Raw genomic sequence first — 17,458 nt, 5'->3', positions numbered from 1 at the left:
TAAATGGAACGGCGAGAAGGACAACACTGCCGCTTCCCGCCGGGTATACAACGCCCTCGCTCCCGAGGTCGACAAGATCAAATCCGCCAGAAGCCTGGACGACCCGCAACCGCAGATCATCATCGACGACACCATCCCGGACAAGACCTAAACGCACGGCTCCCCGGCCAGCGATCCCCATTGGGCCGGGGAAGCAGCGCGAGTGCGAGGCATGCAGACACATGCATTACTTCACCCGCAGCACTGACGGCCGGGAATGCTGGATCAAATGGCAGCGAGCCCGCGTTTATGCAGGTCACCGCGCCGGTAAGGGCGTGGTCGGGGTGCTGACATCCCCTTTGGATCTCCCCTCGTCCGCCTCTTCTGAGTGAAGGGGAGGGAGCGGCGGACGAGGGGAGAGCCGCGGGGGAGCGAGCCGGCCGGGCTTCGCGCGCGTCGAGGGTCCGCGCATGACCGCTGACAGGCTGCGCTGATCAGGGGCGGCCACGGTTGCGTACGGGGTTGCGCTGGAGGTTGCGTACGGGGTTGCGCAGGGTGTTGCGCTGGAGGTTGCGCACCCCTTCTGAATCGTGCGGCGTTTACGCAGGTGACCACGCCTGTTGTCGCGTGGTCGGGGTGCTGCCATCCCCCTCAGAGCACCCCGCGCCCGCCTCACCTGGAAGAAAAGGGTGGGTGGGAAGCGGGCGGGCGCGGCGAGCACGTCGGGGGATCGGGTGCCTGGTCGGCCTTCTCGCGCGTCGGCAGCGGCCGCGCGCGACCGGGACGTCACCGCCCCGGAGCTCCGGGCCATGGGGAGGACATGAGGGAGGGCAGGAGGTAGGCCATGAGGTAGGACATCGCGTAGGCCATGAGGGAGGGCGCCCGCTTCCGGCCCTGCTCGTTCCCGCAGGTCACCGCACCCCGACCGGCCCTGATTCAAGCCAGACAACCCCCTCGGCACACCCCCACACCCCGCCAGCCCGGAAGAATGAAGAGAAAGGGACGGGCGAGCGAGTGTGTGGGCGGGCCTCGGAGGTCGGGGCGTCGTCTTGCCGGTCACGCGTCGGCGCTCAGCTGACCTGTGTTCGCCAGATCGCGGGTACGAGCCAGCCTCTTGATACGCGCAATGCCCGGTCAGCGTGGGGTGAAGGTGTTGACGGTCAGGGCGCCGGTGTCGTCCATGCGGACCTGGTCCGCGAGTTGGGCCAGGATCTGCTCGGGCCGCAGGCCGCCACGGGCAGCGATGGTACGCAGCCGGCGGCTGGGATCAGCGGACAGCCACACCCGCGCCGTCAGCTCATCGCGCACATCCTGCTGTTCTTGCCGGTTGCGCGTCGGTTTCCCCCTCCGTGCTGCATACGCCGAACGAGATCGGCGGGGAGGACGGTGAGTGAGGAGCCGGTGGCGCGGGTGCACCGCTGTGGGTGATGACAGCCAGTTGGGCGACGCGCCCGCCCGCCGGAATAGGCGGGCGGGCGCTGACGGGGTGTGTCAGTCGCCGGTGACGTTGTAGAGGAAGAGGCGCTCGCCGTAGCGTTCGTGGAGCCAGAGCTGGCGGTTGTCCTGTACCTTCCGCAGTCGCCGGATTCCTTAGACGTCACTGATCCGAGCCGCACTCCTTGAGGGGTCTCACAGGGGTGTTCTCGAGCGGACCGTTCTCCGGGAGGGAATGCAAGTAATGGCCGGCCTGTAGGACACCGAGGGAGTCTCGCTCCCACTGCATGCCCGCGGAGTCAATGAACTGCACGGTAACGCGGAGGTGCTGTGGTTCGTCGAAGTTCGGGACCAGGTCGGCAGTCGCTAGGCGAATCTCCGAGCAGGGTGGAAACACGCTGAAAGCGTTGAGCACATTCAGATTTATGATGGCAGTGCTGCCGGAGCGGATGTCCAGGACCAGTTGGTTCACCGGATCCAGTGACCGGTTGACGATGACCAACTCGTCACGGCTTTCGCCCTTGGGCCGCTCCAGCCAGAACGTGACCTTTGATGCCTGCGCCCTCGCCTTGTCCTCGTTGTGCTCCTTGGACTGCGTGAGCTGGTCTTCCGCGACCTGGGCAGTCCAGTAGGTGCCCCATGCGGTGACTGACAGACTGGCGGCACCCACCAGCGCCGCGACGATGAGCGCCCAGCTTTCGGCGCGGGTACGGGTCCTCTCCAACGTCTGTTGCTCTGCCTGAATCCGGGCGTCCTTGGCACGCAACTCGCTGCGCCTTCGTGCGGTCCTCATGCCAGCGCGCTGGCCAGCAGTGCTCCGCGGCCTGTCTCTATCCCTCAATTACGGCCCCCTGACGGTCGATCACCCAAGCAACACGAGGCTATGCGGTGTTGTCGCAACGCAGCTATGTGCCCTGAACAGCCACGCCTGCGCCGTCAGCTCTTCACGCGCGTCCTTCTGAGAGCTCTCCGGCGTACGGGATGCCCGCTTCCCCGGCCGCGCGCCGCGCGGCGTTCTCCGCTGCCTTCCTGGCCGCTCCTCGCTGATTCTTCATCCATACCCCGAGTGGAGGTCGGAGACGGTAAGCAGCGCCGCTGCTGGCTGACGGGCGTCACCGCTCGGGCAGTTTGCGGCGAAGGTCGTTCATCGCCTTCTTCACGTCCCCGAGCTGGTCGCCCAGCACCCGCATACGCCAGTCCAGGCGCTCCATCCGGGCGGTGGCCGCCAGTGACGCGAACGTCTGCGCCATCTGTGCCGCGCCCGCTTCGCCCGCGAGCGCCTTCTTGACGTACCGGGCGGCCATCGCCTCGTACTGCCTCGCGCGCTCCACCGCGGCCTTGAACTCGGGCGCGTCGTCGTCGTATTCGGTCATGCAGCCCCTCCCGGATTGATCCTGCTCGCCGTTGTACCGACCGCGCCGCACAGGCGGGGCGCCTGCCGATTTTCGGGCCGGAAAGTTGTCCACTGTGACGACGCAGGCTAGTTGGCAAGAACGGCCGCAGGGTGCCCCAGGTCAGAGAGTGGTGACGCCTCGTAGTTGGCAAGGATGACGCAGGTTAGTTGGCCACCAGCGATCGCGGAGTGTGACCGGCCGGCGGGCGGGTCGCAGGGACGTTCTGCTCCAGGCGGGCGCCCAGGGTGGTGGCGAAGTCCTCGGCACGTTCCAGCTGGATGCGCAGCTTCTCCACCTGCTCGGCGGCGGCCTGCTGGTAGGTCCGCACCCGCTCCAGCAGGGCCTCGCGCTCGCCGGTGTCGAGAGCGTCGTCGCTGTCGAGGCGGTCGGTGGCGTCCAGGAGGTCGCGCATCTGGTCCAGGGTGAAGCCGAGTGGCTTCATCCGGCGGATGACCATGAGCCGGGTGACGTCGGTCTCGGTGTAGAGGCGGAAGCCGCCCTGGGAGCGGGCGGAGGGGATGACCAGGCCGGTCTCCTCGTAGTGCCGGATGGTGCGCAGGGACAGCTCTGTCCGCGCGGCGACCTCGCCGATCTGCATGTGCTTGTCGTCCACGCCCGTGTCCCTGGCCCTTCCCGTTGTGGCGGGCCGCGTCCCGTGCGACCCACCGACCTCTACTCTAACGTTAGGGTAGAGTTGATGAAGGTGAGGGCGGCCTGGCTGCCCCGCTGCTGCCGTTTCCGGGGCCGATGGTGCCCCCGGCGAAGATCCGATTCTTGCAGGAGAGAGCGTGCGCGAGCCCATGACGCCGATCGCCGCCCCCTGCCCGCCGTGACCCTTCACTTTCGGACGTGACTCGCCCGGCCGGGCACCGCCCAGGCCCCCGGCTCGCGTCCTCCACGACTTCCCGGCCCGCCTTGGGCCGCCCGCGGGATGCCGGCCGGTCTCCCGCGCCTCCTCCCGCACACCCCCGGCCTGCCTGTGGTGTGCCCGAGCCCGACAGGTACGCATCTCCTTGTCTTCTGCTGCTGTGACTCCCGCCGCGCGGCTGCGCGGCCTCAAGCCCGACTGGCTGAACAACCCCAAGGTCTGGCGCACCGAGGTCCTCGCGGGCCTGGTCGTCGCCCTGGCGCTGATCCCCGAGGCGATCTCCTTCTCGATTATCGCTGGGGTCGACCCGGCGGTCGGCCTGTTCGCCTCCTTCACCATGGCCGTGGTCATCTCGGTCGTCGGCGGCCGCCGTGCGATGATCTCCGCCGCGACCGGCGCCATCGCGCTGGTCATCGCGCCGCTGAACCGTGAGCACGGTCTGGGCTACCTGATCGCTGCGGTCATTTTCGCCGGTGTCATCCAGATCGTCCTGGGTGCGCTCGGGGTGGCGAAGCTGATGCGGTTCGTGCCGCGCTCGGTGATGGTCGGCTTCGTCAACGCCCTCGCGATCCTGATCTTCATGGCGCAGGTGCCTGAGATGCACGACGTGCCGTGGGCGGTGTATCCGCTGATCATCGGCGGGCTGGCGCTGATGGTGTTCTTCCCGAAGGTCACCAAGGTGATCCCGGCTCCGCTGGTGGCGATCGTCATCCTGACCGTCATCACGGTCGCGGCCGGCATCGCGGTGCCGACCGTGGGCGACAAGGGCGAACTTCCCTCCTCGTTGCCGGTGCCGGGCCTGCCGGACGTGCCCTTCACCATGGACACCCTGACGACCATCGCGCCGTACGCGTTCGCCATGGCGCTGGTCGGCCTGATGGAGTCGCTGATGACGGCCAAGCTGGTCGACGACATCACCGACACCCACTCCTCCAAGACCCGCGAGTCCATCGGTCAGGGCATCGCCAACATCGTCACCGGCTTCTTCGGCGGTATGGGCGGCTGCGCCATGATCGGCCAGACGATGATCAACGTGAAGGTCTCCGGCGCCCGCACCCGCCTCTCCACGTTCCTGGCGGGCGCGTTCCTGATGGTGCTGTGCATCGTCTTCGGTCCCGTCGTCTCCGACATCCCCATGGCAGCCCTGGTTGCCGTCATGGTCATGGTGTCGTTCGCGACCTTCGACTGGCACTCCATCGCCCCCAAGACGCTGAAGCGGATGCCGGCAGGTGAGATCGCCGTCATGGCCATCACCGTGATCGTGGTGGTCGCGACCGACAACCTCGCCATCGGCGTCGTCGTCGGCTCCGTCACCGCCATGGTCATCTTCGCCAAGCGCGTCGCCCACCTCGCCCGCGTGCACAGCGTCCTGGACCCTGACGGCACCACGGTCGTCTACCGGGTCACCGGCGAGCTGTTCTTCGCCTCCTCCAACGACCTCGTCGGCCAGTTCGACTACGCCGGCGACCCGGACAAGATCGTCATCGACCTGTCCGAGGCCCACGTCTGGGACGCATCCTCCGTCGCCGCCTTGGACGCGATCGAGACCAAGTACACCCAGCGCGGCAAGACCGTGGAAATCACCGGGCTGAACGACCTGAGCGCCGACCTCCACGGCAAGCTCACCAGCCACTGACCCCCTGGCACCGCGAACGACGAGAGGACCCCGGCTACGGCCGGGGTCCTCTCGTCGTTCTCACCGGTCCAGCCGAGCCGCCTTTGAGCCGTTCCGCCCGGCACGGCTGACCTACACATGGACGAGGCCGCAGGGTTCCGCAGAGTGACGGCAGGCGCCGTTTGCCAACAAGCGTGCTGATTTGCCAACTGTGCTGCGTCGTCACATCCACAGATCGCAGCTCCGTGCCCGCTTTTCGCCGCGATCTATCCACAGGCCAACGGCTTTACGGTTCGTGTCCGCTTCCGGGTGTGAGGTGCCGGGACGCAGATCGAAAGGGCACGGCCATGGCACAGACGAAGTTCGACAAGCAGCTGGAGAAGGAAGCCGACTCCCTCGCGCGCGGGATCGGCCGGGTCCTGGCCGGCCGGGACCTGGACGGGGTAAAGCGGACCGATGCCACGTTCTGGCGCGCGGGCACCCGGGTGCTGCCGAAGGTGGAGGGCAAGGTCCGGCGCCGCTCCTACCAGCCCGGGTGGCGGCGCTTGTCCTTCCGCGTCGCGCTGGGGGCCGGGGTCGCGGAGAGCGGCTACCTGGCCACCCAGGACCTGGACGCCACTGTGCGAGGCGTTCAGGAGCTGTGGGAGAACCGGGAGGCGGCGCTCGCCGCGCTGGAGCCCGGCGGGATCGGCGCGGCCTCTGTCCTGACGGTGGGCACCGCGGCGTACATGGTCCTCACCCGTGAGCGCCGGGAGCTGATGCGCGAGTGGGTCCAGCCGCTGCACGACGCGATCCACCGGCCGCTCGGACTGGCGGAGCAGACCGACCCGCGCCGCTATCTCCACGTCCCGAAGAACTTCAGCGACGACGACGCGGAGATACGCATCGACCTGCCCCGGCATCTGGGCTTCTCCCGCGACGTCGTCGCCGACCTCGTCACCCAGAAGCTCGCCCTGGAGGGCGTGACGTTCGACTGGCACCCCGAGGGCCGCAAGCCGTACGTGCGGGTGAAGAAGACCCGCAAGCCTCCGGCGAAGGCTCTCTTCAAGGACCCCAAGACGCGGGAGCTGGTGGCCAAGGCGAAGGAGTCCGCGCCGATCATCGGGTTCGGTGCCGGCGGGCAGATCGTCTCCGTCGACCTGGACGCGCAGTCTCCGCACATCCTGGTCAACGCCTCCACCGGCGGCGGCAAGTCGGCCACCCTGCGGTGCATCGCCTGCCAGATGCTCCATTACGGCTCGCGCGTCATCGTCCTCGACACCAAGCGGATCTCCCACCCGTGGGCCCACGGCATCGAAGGCGTCACCTACTGCCGCGACGTCGCCGACATCCACGACCAGCTCATCGCCCTCGGCAGGGAAGGACGGGACCGTACCCGCGTCGCCGACGCCCTGGGCATCGACGCTGACCCCAAGGCCATTGGCCAGCGGCTGCTGATCCTCCTCGAAGAGGTCAACGCCACGATGAAGATGCTGGCCCGCTACTGGGAGAAGATCCGCGAGCCCGGCGCCCCGAAGGTCTCTCCGGCCATCGACGCGCTCAACGAGATCCTCTACATGGGTCGGCAACTGCGCATGCACGTCCTCCTGGTCGCGCAGTCCGCCACCGCCCGCGCCCTCGGCGGGCCCGAGGTCCGTGAGCAGTTCTCCACCCGCATCCTGGCCCGCTACAGCGTCAACGCCTGGCGGATGCTAGCCCCCGAGGTCCACCCCGCGCCGAAGTCCACCAAGCACCACGGCCGCGCCCAGGTCGTCAGCGGCGGGTCCGCGCGGGAGACGCAGATCCTGTTCTTCACCGAGGCCGAAGCCCGCGAGTGGGCCACCACCGGCACGAAGGCCGCGGCCGCCGACGGGCCGGTCCCGGTGCAGCTGCACAAGCCGTCCGCCGACTCCCTCGCCGACACCCCGCCCACCAGCACCGGCGAACTCCCGCCCGCCTCCGAGCCGCCCACGGACGAAGACCGGTCCGCTGACGCCCGGAACCCAGCGACCGCGTCCGGTGAGCTTGCGGCCGACGCCACGGCACCGCCGGCTACCCCGGTCCCGGCCGTGGTCGACGACGACCAGGCGGTGGGGCTCCGCGAGGCCGCCGAACACCACCTGCCCGGCATCACCCTGGCCGCCCTGCGCTTCGCCCGCGCCAACGACCCGGCCTTCCCCAGTCCGGCAGGCAAACGCGGCGCCGAACTCCTCTACCGCGCCCGTGACCTCAAGAAGTGGGCCCGCAACCGGCCCCGCGCCGCCACCGGCACCACCGACCTCGACTGACCCCCAAGCGGGTAGCGGGTCGGATTTCCGACCCGCTACCCGCCGATCCGGACCTGTCCGCTTTCGCCGACACGATCCCCCCGGCCCAGGAGAACACCCGGTTCACCAGGCACACACAGAACAGGAACACCGCCGCCATGACGAGGACCGCGCTCCCGACGATGCTCAGCTTCTCCGCCCCCGACCTGCGCGAGCAGATAGAGGCCCTGCCCGAGGGGACCGCGCTCATCGGCATCAGCACTCACGGCGACGCCATCGCCGTCGACCTGGACGCCGAATGCCCGCACGTCCTGGTCTGCACCGCCACCGGCGGCGGCAGCACCACCGTGCTGCGCTCCCTGACCGCCCAGTTCCTCCACCAGGGCGCCCACGCCCTGGTCCTCGACCCCAAGCGGATCTCCCACCTGTGGGCCAGGGGCCTGCCGACCGTCACCCACCGCGGGAACGTCGCCGGCATCCACGACGCCCTGGTCGGCCTCGGAGACGAACTGACGCGCCGCCTCGACCTCACCGACACCGAGCTCGACGCCGCGCCCCGGCTCATCGTCTCGATGGACAGCACCAACAGCACGCTGCGCCAGCTCACCCGCTACTGGAAGACGTTCCGCGACAAGGAAGACCCGCACACGTCCCCGGCCGTCACCGCCCTCGAGGCCGCGCTGTGGTCCGGGCGCGCGGCCCGCGTCCACGTCATCCTCGACGGCACGCCCGCCACCAGCATCCTCGGGGCGGCGCCGCACGAGCTGTTCGGCACGATCGTCCTGGCCCGGGTCTCCGCCACCACCTGGCAGCGCCTTGCCCCGCTCACCGCCCCGGCCCCGGAGCCGAGCAAGCACCGGGGCCGCGGCCACGTCATCCAGGACGGTGAGATTTACGAGACGCAGGCGATCTGGATGACCGACGCCGACGTCGTCAACTGGCTCACCGACCCGGACGACCCCACGAGATGACCTCGCTCGGACACACACGGGCCCCGGGGTATCAGCCATGACGTCTCCGCGGCCCGGTTCAATGGAGGCGTACGGCCCAACGACCGTGCCCCGGAGGAGTTCGTCGGTCGGTGGCGCGCAGCGTCCGAAGGGCTGGCCTAGCGCTGCACGGGAGCCTGACCCGCAGGTGTGCGACGCGTGCAAGGAGCGAGCAGTCCTGACCTAACGCCGGGCAGAGCAGGTGGCCGAGTCCTCACATCGTGTCGCAGGGAAGGCCGATGCTGTCGTACCCTCCGCCTGGCTTGTGGTGCCAGATCTCTGCGCAAACGGTGGTCCCGTCGGCAACCGGGTAATCCCTCCACCAATCCAGGGTTCGGTTGTGGTACGTGTAATTGATGGTGAGGCTGCGGCCGCCGCCCCAGACGTTGATGTGATGGGCGTGCCCGTCGTTGTAGGAGTAGCAGCTGCTGATGTGCTGAAGGTGGACCCTGCCGTCTTCAGCCCATATGCCAGCACAGTTGTTGATGCCTGCCGAGGCGGTCGGAACTCCAGCGATCATGGGGCCGACGAAGGCGGCCGTCAGGGCAGTCATCCAGGTCAGTTTGCGAACTCCACCGAACTTCATCGTTGTGTGCTTCGATTTCATTTTTGATCTCCGATCTGTTTGGGGATGCGGTGCACAGGAATCGCGATGACTATGTGCAGCAGCATCATGCTGCGTAGCTGGCTGATCCGGACAAGCTGTAGTAGCTGCCGTCACTTTGAGGATCTTGGCGCGGCCGCGTCGGTCGCTCTAGGAATAGCGGATGTGGCGTTGTTCGCCTTCAAAGAGCTGTGCCGAACAAACAACTCTTGAAAAATCCGCCCATCCATTAGGGCTGCGTCCGCGTACGCGAAGGGAAATCACCCGTCCGGATGGCACGGCGACGGTCGGCCGGTCCGCGGTATTGACCGGGCATGCAGGGCGCGGGACGGTCGTCACGCAACTACGCGCAACCGGCTCGCTTCGGAGGGGATCATGGCGTTACTTTTCTTCGGCACGGACCCGAACTCGGGTGGAGGGAACTGCCCGGCGGTGTGGGTGGACACCGATACCGCCCAGGGCCCGGAACTGGTTCTGCAGGGCAAGTTCGCCGATGCGGCGACCCGGGCCTCCTGCGGTCAGGACAGTCCGCCCGCAGACGACGAAGGGATCGTCCGGATCCCGCTCAGCATGGTGGAGCAGATCAGGAGGGCGTGCGATGCGGCAGAGGCCGCCGGCACCCAGCTTTGAGGAGCTGCTCGACTCCGCCCGGACCCACGCCCTGCACCTGGAGCTCCGCGACGTGTACGCCGTGGGGGAGGAGCGGGAGGTCTACGACGCGTTCCTGCGGGACGGGAGCGTGCCCGCGGACGACTCGGAGTACTGGAGCGGGTGGCTGCCGCTGGTGGAGCGGACCGTGGCCCGCGGGGTGAAGGTCCTCCGGGCCCGGATCGTGTCCGAGCCCATCACCGACTACATCCGCTTCGAGCACGCCATCACCGACGCCAACGTCCGCGCCGGCGAACAGGTCCGCTGGCTGCCCCGCCGCCGCGCCTCCACCCTCGCCCTGCCCGGCAACGACTTCTGGCTCATCGACGACCGGATCGTGCGGTGGAACGTCTTCTCCGGTGACGGCCAGGCCCTCGAGCCCGACCACACCGAAGATCCGCAGGCCATCAAGCTGTGCACGGAGGCGTTCCGCACGGTGTGGGATCTTGCCACCGACCACGCCGACTACCGCATCTGACCGACGCACAACCCAAGGGCCGCCACCTCATGACGACCGCCTCCCCATCGTCCAGCGCACAAGCGGCCCGCGAGGCGCTCGCCGTCCGGTTGCAGCACCTGCGCAAGGATGCTGGCCTCACTGGGAAGGAACTCTCCGCCCGGTGCGGCTGGCACCCCGCGAAGACCACCCGGATCCAGAAGGGCGCGGTCGCGCCCTCGGACGCGGACATCCGCGCCTGGTGTTCGGCGTGCGGTGCGGACGACCAGGCCGACGACCTCATCGCCACCGCCCGAGCGGTCGACTCGATGTACATGGAGTGGCGCGGCTTGCACCGCAACGGCATGCGCCAGGTCCAGGAGGACTGGCTCGCCCTGCATGAGCAGACCCGCCACTGCCGGGTCTACCTCTCCAATGTGCCGCCCGGCTTCCTTCAGACCCCGGCGTTCGCGACTGCCCTCATGAACCAGATCACCCGCTTCCAGGGCACCCCCGACGACGTCGCCGAAGCCGTCGCCGCCCGCGTCGCCCGCTCCCGGTTTCTCTACGAGGGCGGGCACCGCTACGTCGTCCTGATGGAGGAGTCCGTCCTGCGCTTTCGTACCGCCGACCCCGACGTGATGCGCGGGCAGTTGCGTCACCTCCTGGCGGTGATGCCGCTCGCCTCGGTCTCGCTGGGGATCATCCCGTTCACCGTGCAGCGCACCGTGTGGCCGCTGGAGGCGTTCTACGTCCACGACGACACCATGGCCGTGGTGGAGACGCTGACGGCGGAGATCAAGGTGACGCAGCCGCGCGAGCTCGCCGACTACTTGAAGGCGTTCGCCGGCCTCGCGGAGATGGCCGTCTACGGCGACGACGCCCGCGCCCTCATCCGGGCCGCGATCGACGCCCTGGAATGAACTTCCGCAATTTCCCGCAATCTCGTTGAGGACGGAGCGGCGGTCTCCGTAGCGTCGAACGACACCCGACGCATTAGCAACGGAGGCGGTGCCCCATGAGCGCGCCCACACCCACCGGCCCCGCACTCGACGGCCCCGGACTCCAGCGGCCCGACTTCGACCAGCCTTCTCCCGCGCTGCTGGAACGCGCCGTACGCGGCTACGCCTGCTTCCTCGCCGTCCAGGCCCCGGCCGCCGCCACCGGCGACCACGACCAGGACGACGACGCGGCGGGCCTGCGGTGAACGGAGCCCACGCCGTGCTCCACGACCCCACGGGCCTGATCGAGGCCGAATTGCCCCTGGACCGCGCCCCGCACGAGGCCCTCGTCACAGCCGTCCTCGCATGGAAGGACCCGGACCTCGCCCCCTGCGACTACGAGCAGATCGCCCTCCAGCTCACCGGGCACGCCCGCGCGGTCGCCACCGACATCCGGCGTCTCGCCGCCGCCCTGCCCAAGAGCGACGGCCGTGCCGCCCTCGCCGAAGTCGTCCTCCGCGAAGCCGACGGCCGCCTGTCCGCCCCGCTCAAGGACACCGCGGGCTGCGTCCAGAACCGCGCCCGCCTCGTACGCGCCCTATACACCCGGCTCGACCGCCTCACCGAACCCGCCCCAGCCGCCCCGTAGTTTGCCGAGGGGGCAGACGGCCGCCCCCGCTCACGCGGCCGGGCTAGTGCTCAGATCGGGCCGCTCGGTGTCAGTACCCCTCACTACGCTTGTGTCAGTACGTCGTGAAGGGGACGAAATGGCTGGCACCAAGATCGATCAGCGCGCGATTGAGAAGCACGTGAAGGAGATCAACAAGGCATACGAGCGGGCCTTCAAGAAGTACCCGATCACTGTGCCACTGGGCGGCAGGAGTTTCACCGCCTCCGCCGGCACCACCGGCTTGGGCGTGGGCATCGAACAGGACCCAGAGCTGGTCCGCTACCTGATCTGGCTCGGCCAGCTGCCTGAACGCAGGTTCGGAAGACAAGCCGACTACGCCGAGCACTCCGGCACACCTCTGGAAGACGTTGCGGTCCTCGCCGCCGAGCTGGAGCGGGACGGCCTCATCGACTCCATGGGAAGCCTCGGCTCACCCGACGCCCACCGGATCACCGACGACGGACGCGTAGAACTGCGCCGACTCTCCCAACTGCGCAGCGCACCCGCCGCCCGGCACCGCTACGCCACCGACGGCTTCCTGCGCTGGCTCTACGCCACCGCGCACGACCAGCGCCCCACCGACCCGGCCGCCTTCCTGGACACCACCGCGGCGTACTTCGCAGGCAGCGCCCTTTCAGGAACCGAACTCGACTACGCGCTGGCACGCCTGACGAACTCCGGACTCGTCACCGACGCCGGCACCCAGCCCAAAACCGTCGCCATCACCCTTGATGGCATCGACTGCGTACTTTCTGGAGCGACCGTGAGCGACTACCTCAACCGCACCCGCCCTGGCGACTACTACAGCATCACCGGCACCAACGTGGTCGCCGGTTCCCAGGCCAAGGTCGAGCAGCACAACCACAACAACGCCTTCGACCCCACCGCCATGCGCGAGTTCGCCGCCCTGGTCCAGCAGCTCGCCCCGACCTACGGCCTCGAACCTGAACAGCAGGCCGAACTCATCCACGACGCCGAAGTCCTCGGCGAGGAAGCCGACAGCGAGACCGCCCAGCCCGGACGCCTCCGGTCCGCGTACGACAACGTCATGGGCCGACTGACCCAGATCGGCGCCGCGTCGGCCGCCCTGACCACCACCATCCAACAAGGTCAGCAGGCGTACAGCACGGTCTTCGGCGGGTAGAAGCCGCAGCTGCCGACTGCGTCGCGACCGAGGGCCGGGCCGATAACCGCAAGGTCTACACGCACACCAGTGCGGTGCCGCAGCTTTCACCCGGCCCCGCGCCATGGCCGCGATGCCCCGCTCCAAGGTCTTGGAGCACCTCTAGGCTGGCGTAGTGAGTGACAAGGACACGTACACCAGCTACGTACGGCTTCCAGGGTGCACCTGCGGATGCCATGAGGTGCCGGATGATCCCGACGAGTACTACGCCGATCCGCGCGCCTGGGGAGACGACCGGTCGTTCGTCCCGGCGTTCATCTGTGGCTGCTGCGCTCATGAGGTCCTTCCGCGACGGCCCCGTCAAACCACGCGAATAGCTGTGCTCAGGCGCGATGGCTTCCGGTGTCTCGCGTGCGGTTCCGAAGATGATCTCAGCATCGATCACATACAGCACCAGTCGGCAGGCGGCCGACACGGTATAGAGAACCTGCGCACGCTCTGCCGCTCATGCAATAGCCGCCGCGGGATTGGCCACCTCCCAGAAGTCGACGGGGAGGCGCGGGGGAAGCCGGGAAATTCCGCTTCCAAGGTCAGTGGCCAGCCGTATCGTCTGAACATGTCGTCGTATCGCAGAGACCTGGTCAGCCGCGCTACCCGAAACGAGTTCCGGTCGCTGGCGACCGACATGACGGTGCGTCTCGTGACCGAAGCTTGGCAGAACCACAACTTCGCCCCCGTTCCCGAGGACGAACTGAACTACGACGACACCAGCGTGCGCCGTACCACGTTCGAGACGTACGCCGCTGCGGTCGACTGGACGGACTACGCCCAGGTCGCTCGTGCTCTTCTCGTCTTCGAAGACTTCATCCGCCACTGTCGACAGAGCGGCTGGGAAGGCAACTGGCTGGAGGAAGTCACCGTCAAGCTGGAACGTGACGGCCTCAGCGTGGACGATCGTGGACGGATTTCCTGGCTGCGCCGCCCCGTGACCACGGGGCACCTGGAGAAGCTGACTGACCCGTCAGGCATCCTTGCGGAGCTGGAACGGGTCAGCCGTACGATCGCAGACGATCCAGCTGCCGCGATCGGAAGCGCAAAGCAGCTGATCGAGGCGACCGCGAAGACCGTACTCCGAGAACGGGGCGTCGCCATCGAGGAGCACGCGAAGGTTCCAGCGCTCGTCAAACAGGCTCAGAAGGCCCTCCATCTCGATGCCTCGTCTGTCACTCCCGGCCCGGACGGCACGGACGCAGTTAAGAAAATCCTTGGTGGCGTGGCGTCGATCGCCGTCGGCGTGGCAGAACTCCGTAACCGCGGGTATGGCACTGGACACGGGCAGGCCAGCGCGCCTACCAATCTTGGAATCCGTCACGCCCAACTGGCTGCCAACGCGGCCATCACCTGGTGCCAGCTCATGCTCGACACCCTCGGGGACCCCGCAGCGCCTTGGAGGAAGTCCACAGTTCCAGCCCAGCCTCAGACGCCAAAAGTGGCTTCTTGAGCATGCCCGCTCTGATAATCGAGGCAAGGCAGACACTTGACCATGCCGTCACCCTGCCCACTCAAGCCCGACGGCGGCGAGCGCGGTGAGTTTGTCGACGGTCAGCTTCGCCCGGCGGCTCTTGCTGTTGGACAGGAACACCCCGAGCTTCACCTCCGACCCGTCCGGCAACGTCTCTACGTGACCCCTGGGGACCTTCACAGAGCCCGTACGGGCCTTGTACTGCACCAGAGCCGCAACGCCCCTGTCGAAGGCGCTCACGGGTGCCGTGGACGGCTCTGCGGGCACGTCCGGCTCCACCGGGGCTGCGGCGGGCGGGGTGACGCCGACGGCCTCCAGGCGCTCGCGCTGCCCGCCGGTCAGGGCCGCCCACACCTCGGGCTTTCGCTGCCTCGCCAGCCACTTGCCGACGTCCATGCCGTGCACAGTGAAGCCGGGCAGGACCTCCGCCGGGCTTTCCTCGTCACGCACGAGTTCGCGCAGCGCGGCATAGTGCCGCTGCCACTCGGTGGGCCACGACGGGTTCCAGTCCTCGTCCACGGCCAGGAGCGCGGCCTCCCACTCCGGGTGCCCCTCCAGCGCACCCGGACGTCGTAGGTTGGACAGCCACTGCCCCACCGGCTTGTCCAGCGCCGCCGCCGACCTCGGAGCGCACAGCGTCCAGTGCTCCGCGAAGTACACCCGGGCCGCCGCCAGGTTCTCCTGGAACCGCGCATCCGCCGCCGACCAGGCCATGCCCAGCTTCTCCAGCCGCGCCGCCCGCCGGCCGTTCATCTGCCCCGCCCCGTACGCCCGTCGCTGCTCCGCGACCCAGGTCCCCAGCGGGAACGCGCCCTCCTTGTGCTCGTACGGCACCCGGGCGTGGCCCTCGCGCTCCGCGTACTCCTTGAGCTTTGCCCAGCCGCGCGCCCAGTCCTGCCGCTCCGTGTCGATCACGTTGAAGGACACCCAGTTGGCGACCATCGCCGGATCACGCGGAGCCGCAAAACGGAGCAGCAGACGGGTTTCTTCCTCGTTATCGGCGGGCGCGGCACCGATGTATTCGGAGGGCTGCGCGACGTCCTTCTGAGGCTCCTGCGGAATCGCCAGCAATTCCACGGCTTCCTCATCGTGAGCCCGCAGACCCTCAAGAACCTTCACCAACGGCTTGTACGAGCCGGAGGTGAACATATCCTCCGGGCTTTCATCGGGCTGGAGGAATACCGGCACGATCAAAGAAGCGAGCTTTCCCTGTCCGGGCTTTTGGCGCAGCGCCCGGCCGATGGCCTGCACGATGTCGTGCGGGGCGCCCTTGGGGTCCAGCAGGGCCACGGAGTCCACGGCCCGGATGTCCACGCCCTCGCCCAGGACGCGGCAATTCGACAGGACCGCACGCTGGGCGGTGGAGCCGAACTTCCCCAGCACGTCCCGCCGGCGCTCCGGGACGTGCTCGCCGCACAGCCAGTCCGCCCAGATCTCGGCCGGGTACTTCTCGGGCTGGTCGGCGTGCAGCCGCTTGGCCACGCGCTCCAGGCCCTCCGCGTACGCCGCGGCCTCTATGGTCCGGTGGTGGAAGGTGATGCAGGTCTGGAGGTTGTGCTGCTCCATCGTGTGCAGCAGCGCGGCCTGGAGCGCCCCGAGGCGCTGCCCGCGGACCTCCTCGGTGTGCCGTTCCTCGCCCATCAGCCGGTCCGGGGTGACGACCGGGTCCTGGAGCTCCAGGACGATGATCTGGTACCGCGCCAGCAGCTTCCGGGACACCGCCGACGCCAGCGACAGCTTGTACAAGACCGGCCCGAAGACCTTCTCGTCGTCCATGGAAGCCGCCATCTCGCGCGGCAGCGGATCGCGCACCCCTTCGGCTACCTCGCGGTTCAGCCGCTCCTCCCAGATCCGGGGCGTCGCCGTCAGGTACAGCCGGCGGTGCGCCGGGATCTTCGTCTGGTCGTGGATGTCCGCCCACGCCTTACCCATCGAGCCCGACGTCCTGTGCGCCTCATCGACCACCGCCAGGTCCACCGGGGCGAGCTTCTGCCCGTAGGCGCCCTCGAACGCCTCCACCAGCACGCCCAGCGAGGCGTAGGTGGCGTAGATGGTCACCGGCCCGGCGCTGTGCCACAGGGCCAGCTGCACGGGGTTCGTGGTGCTCCGGACCCCTAGGTGGAACAGCTCCGGGTCGTCCAGGGGCGAGCACACCATGACGGCCGGCCCCTTGTGCCCGGCGCCGCTCCACGCCTTCACGGTCTGCGCCAGGAGATCCAAGGTCGGCACCACCACGAGAATGCGGCCCTTGGGCACAATCCGCTTTGCGGAAGCCGCCGCGATGATGGTCTTTCCGGTGCCGCACGCGGCGTGCACCTGCCCGCGCAGACCATTCCAGGGAATGCCGCCCGGCGGGATATCGAGACCGCGCACGATGGCGGCTACGGCCTCAATCTGGTGTTCACGCAGTTTCACGGCCATTCCCGTGTTCTCCTTTTCGCGGAATGCGGCGCGTAATAGGAATGAGAGTCCGGCGCGGTGAGTGGCGGGCCGGGGTGGTGTCTGGTCCCAGACTCTACACAGTCAGAACCCGTGATGCATCATCCACGCGACAGCTTCCCCCTGTAGGCTGATACTTGGCCGAATCCCACCCCAAGGGCAGGGTTCATAGGGTATGCTGGCGGGTTATTGGTGAACGTGAGCGGCCGGTTTCGAGGGTGGGGGAGGGGTTCGGGTGGAGCGCAGCGGAACCCGTCACTGCGGTGGGGCCGGCACCCGATCGGGCCGACGGTCCGTCACCCTCGTTGCGGGGGTGGTGGCTAGTAACCCCAAGCCCTACACAGGCCCGCGCGTGATGCACCTCCCCTTGTAGTCAGCCTGGGCGATCGCGCTTGCGCGGTCGCCTCCAATTCGCGCTTGCGCGAATTGCATTCTGTTAGGAATTCCGCTTGCGTGAATTCCATTTCCGCGCTTGCGCGGGAATCCGAATTGCGCTTGCGCAATTCGCGCTCTATGCCCCGGCTTGCCGGGGCATATCCCGCTCCGCGGG

General features: G+C 68.2%; 16 protein-coding genes and 1 pseudogene. 11 read left to right on the top strand and 6 right to left on the bottom strand.

Annotated features, from left to right (window positions below; genetic code table 11):
• Positions 1-1,113: 1,113 nt before the first annotated feature.
• The 4 genes from ACFYXC_RS41170 to ACFYXC_RS41155 all read right to left on the bottom strand — a co-directional run bounded on the left by ACFYXC_RS41170 (position 1,114) and on the right by ACFYXC_RS41155 (position 3,420).
• Positions 1,114-1,287 carry a hypothetical protein gene (locus ACFYXC_RS41170; RefSeq protein ID WP_389558199.1) on the bottom strand — a complete coding sequence of 58 codons (174 nt, stop codon included), beginning with the start codon at positions 1,285-1,287 and terminating at the stop codon, positions 1,114-1,116.
• A gap of 289 nt (positions 1,288-1,576) precedes the next feature.
• On the bottom strand, positions 1,577-2,179 hold the full coding sequence (locus tag ACFYXC_RS41165; protein WP_389558197.1) for a hypothetical protein: 603 nt from the start codon (positions 2,177-2,179) through the stop codon (positions 1,577-1,579).
• 346 nt (positions 2,180-2,525) lie between these two features.
• The gene (locus tag ACFYXC_RS41160) at positions 2,526-2,786 is read right to left on the bottom strand and encodes a hypothetical protein (protein ID WP_389558194.1); all 261 of its coding nucleotides are present in this window, start codon (positions 2,784-2,786) and stop codon (positions 2,526-2,528) included.
• 184 nt (positions 2,787-2,970) lie between these two features.
• Complete coding sequence (locus ACFYXC_RS41155; RefSeq protein ID WP_389558192.1) at positions 2,971-3,420, bottom strand: MerR family transcriptional regulator; 450 nt, start codon at positions 3,418-3,420, stop codon at positions 2,971-2,973.
• Positions 3,421-3,835: 415 nt separating this feature from the next.
• On the opposite strand from ACFYXC_RS41155, the gene ACFYXC_RS41150 reads away from it, so the two are divergent.
• The 3 genes from ACFYXC_RS41150 (at position 3,836) to ACFYXC_RS41140 (ending at position 8,507) form a co-directional block, all read left to right on the top strand.
• Positions 3,836-5,311, top strand: coding sequence for a SulP family inorganic anion transporter (locus ACFYXC_RS41150; RefSeq protein ID WP_389558190.1), 1,476 nt, complete (start codon positions 3,836-3,838; stop codon positions 5,309-5,311).
• Between the two features lie 326 nt (positions 5,312-5,637).
• Positions 5,638-7,557, top strand: coding sequence for a helicase HerA domain-containing protein (locus ACFYXC_RS41145; protein ID WP_389558187.1), 1,920 nt, complete (start codon positions 5,638-5,640; stop codon positions 7,555-7,557).
• Positions 7,558-7,694: 137 nt separating this feature from the next.
• Positions 7,695-8,507, top strand: coding sequence for a hypothetical protein (locus ACFYXC_RS41140; protein ID WP_389558185.1), 813 nt, complete (start codon positions 7,695-7,697; stop codon positions 8,505-8,507).
• 232 nt (positions 8,508-8,739) lie between these two features.
• Here ACFYXC_RS41140 and ACFYXC_RS41135 read toward each other — a convergent pair whose 3' ends face one another.
• A complete protein-coding gene (locus tag ACFYXC_RS41135; RefSeq protein WP_389558183.1) occupies positions 8,740-9,132 on the bottom strand; it encodes a hypothetical protein in 393 nt (130 codons plus the stop codon).
• Positions 9,133-9,561: 429 nt separating this feature from the next.
• Between ACFYXC_RS41135 and ACFYXC_RS41130 the strand changes: the two genes are divergently transcribed.
• From ACFYXC_RS41130 to ACFYXC_RS41095, 8 genes and pseudogenes are all read left to right on the top strand, one after another.
• Positions 9,562-9,759: a hypothetical protein gene (locus tag ACFYXC_RS41130; protein ID WP_389558181.1), complete on the top strand. Its 198-nt coding sequence runs from the start codon at positions 9,562-9,564 to the stop codon at positions 9,757-9,759.
• On the top strand, positions 9,728-10,255 hold the full coding sequence (locus tag ACFYXC_RS41125) for a DUF6879 family protein (RefSeq protein ID WP_389558179.1): 528 nt from the start codon (positions 9,728-9,730) through the stop codon (positions 10,253-10,255). Before ACFYXC_RS41130 ends, ACFYXC_RS41125 begins: the two co-directional genes overlap by 32 nt.
• 29 nt (positions 10,256-10,284) lie before the next feature.
• Positions 10,285-11,136 carry a helix-turn-helix domain-containing protein gene (locus ACFYXC_RS41120; RefSeq protein WP_389558177.1) on the top strand — a complete coding sequence of 284 codons (852 nt, stop codon included), beginning with the start codon at positions 10,285-10,287 and terminating at the stop codon, positions 11,134-11,136.
• A 95-nt stretch (positions 11,137-11,231) separates the two neighbouring features.
• Entirely contained in the window at positions 11,232-11,420 is a 189-nt protein-coding gene (locus tag ACFYXC_RS41115; RefSeq protein WP_389558175.1) for a hypothetical protein, read from the top strand.
• Positions 11,417-11,803 (top strand): restriction endonuclease, encoded by a 387-nt coding sequence (locus ACFYXC_RS41110; protein WP_389558174.1) that lies wholly within the window; start codon positions 11,417-11,419, stop codon positions 11,801-11,803. The genes ACFYXC_RS41115 and ACFYXC_RS41110 overlap by 4 nt, the downstream gene beginning before the upstream one ends.
• Positions 11,804-11,921: 118 nt before the next feature.
• Positions 11,922-12,968 (top strand): hypothetical protein, encoded by a 1,047-nt coding sequence (locus ACFYXC_RS41105; RefSeq protein ID WP_389558172.1) that lies wholly within the window; start codon positions 11,922-11,924, stop codon positions 12,966-12,968.
• Between the two features lie 154 nt (positions 12,969-13,122).
• Positions 13,123-13,461: pseudogene (locus ACFYXC_RS41100) on the top strand (HNH endonuclease); the annotation flags it as partial.
• A 102-nt stretch (positions 13,462-13,563) separates the two neighbouring features.
• Positions 13,564-14,448 carry an abortive infection family protein gene (locus tag ACFYXC_RS41095; protein WP_389558201.1) on the top strand — a complete coding sequence of 295 codons (885 nt, stop codon included), beginning with the start codon at positions 13,564-13,566 and terminating at the stop codon, positions 14,446-14,448.
• 48 nt (positions 14,449-14,496) lie between these two features.
• Here ACFYXC_RS41095 and ACFYXC_RS41090 read toward each other — a convergent pair whose 3' ends face one another.
• Entirely contained in the window at positions 14,497-16,890 is a 2,394-nt protein-coding gene (locus tag ACFYXC_RS41090; protein WP_389558170.1) for a Helicase associated domain protein, read from the bottom strand.
• Positions 16,891-17,458: the final 568 nt, after the last annotated feature.

The organism is Streptomyces sp. NPDC002701 (assembly GCF_042889045.1).
Lineage (GTDB): Bacteria > Actinomycetota > Actinomycetes > Streptomycetales > Streptomycetaceae > Streptomyces.
The sequence above is the reverse complement of the archived record's forward strand: the minus strand, read 5'-3'. Positions and strand labels throughout refer to the sequence as shown.

Coding starts and splice junctions, on each gene's coding strand:
- ACFYXC_RS41160 (WP_389558194.1), bottom strand. CDS start 2,786: ATGACCGAATACGACGACGACGCGCCCGAGTTCAAGGCCGCGGTGGAG.
- ACFYXC_RS41145 (WP_389558187.1), top strand. CDS start 5,638: ATGGCACAGACGAAGTTCGACAAGCAGCTGGAGAAGGAAGCCGACTCC.
- ACFYXC_RS41140 (WP_389558185.1), top strand. CDS start 7,695: ATGACGAGGACCGCGCTCCCGACGATGCTCAGCTTCTCCGCCCCCGAC.
- ACFYXC_RS41135 (WP_389558183.1), bottom strand. CDS start 9,132: ATGAAATCGAAGCACACAACGATGAAGTTCGGTGGAGTTCGCAAACTG.
- ACFYXC_RS41125 (WP_389558179.1), top strand. CDS start 9,728: ATGCGGCAGAGGCCGCCGGCACCCAGCTTTGAGGAGCTGCTCGACTCC.
- ACFYXC_RS41120 (WP_389558177.1), top strand. CDS start 10,285: ATGACGACCGCCTCCCCATCGTCCAGCGCACAAGCGGCCCGCGAGGCG.
- ACFYXC_RS41115 (WP_389558175.1), top strand. CDS start 11,232: ATGAGCGCGCCCACACCCACCGGCCCCGCACTCGACGGCCCCGGACTC.
- ACFYXC_RS41105 (WP_389558172.1), top strand. CDS start 11,922: ATGGCTGGCACCAAGATCGATCAGCGCGCGATTGAGAAGCACGTGAAG.
- ACFYXC_RS41095 (WP_389558201.1), top strand. CDS start 13,564: ATGTCGTCGTATCGCAGAGACCTGGTCAGCCGCGCTACCCGAAACGAG.
- ACFYXC_RS41090 (WP_389558170.1), bottom strand. CDS start 16,890: ATGGCCGTGAAACTGCGTGAACACCAGATTGAGGCCGTAGCCGCCATC.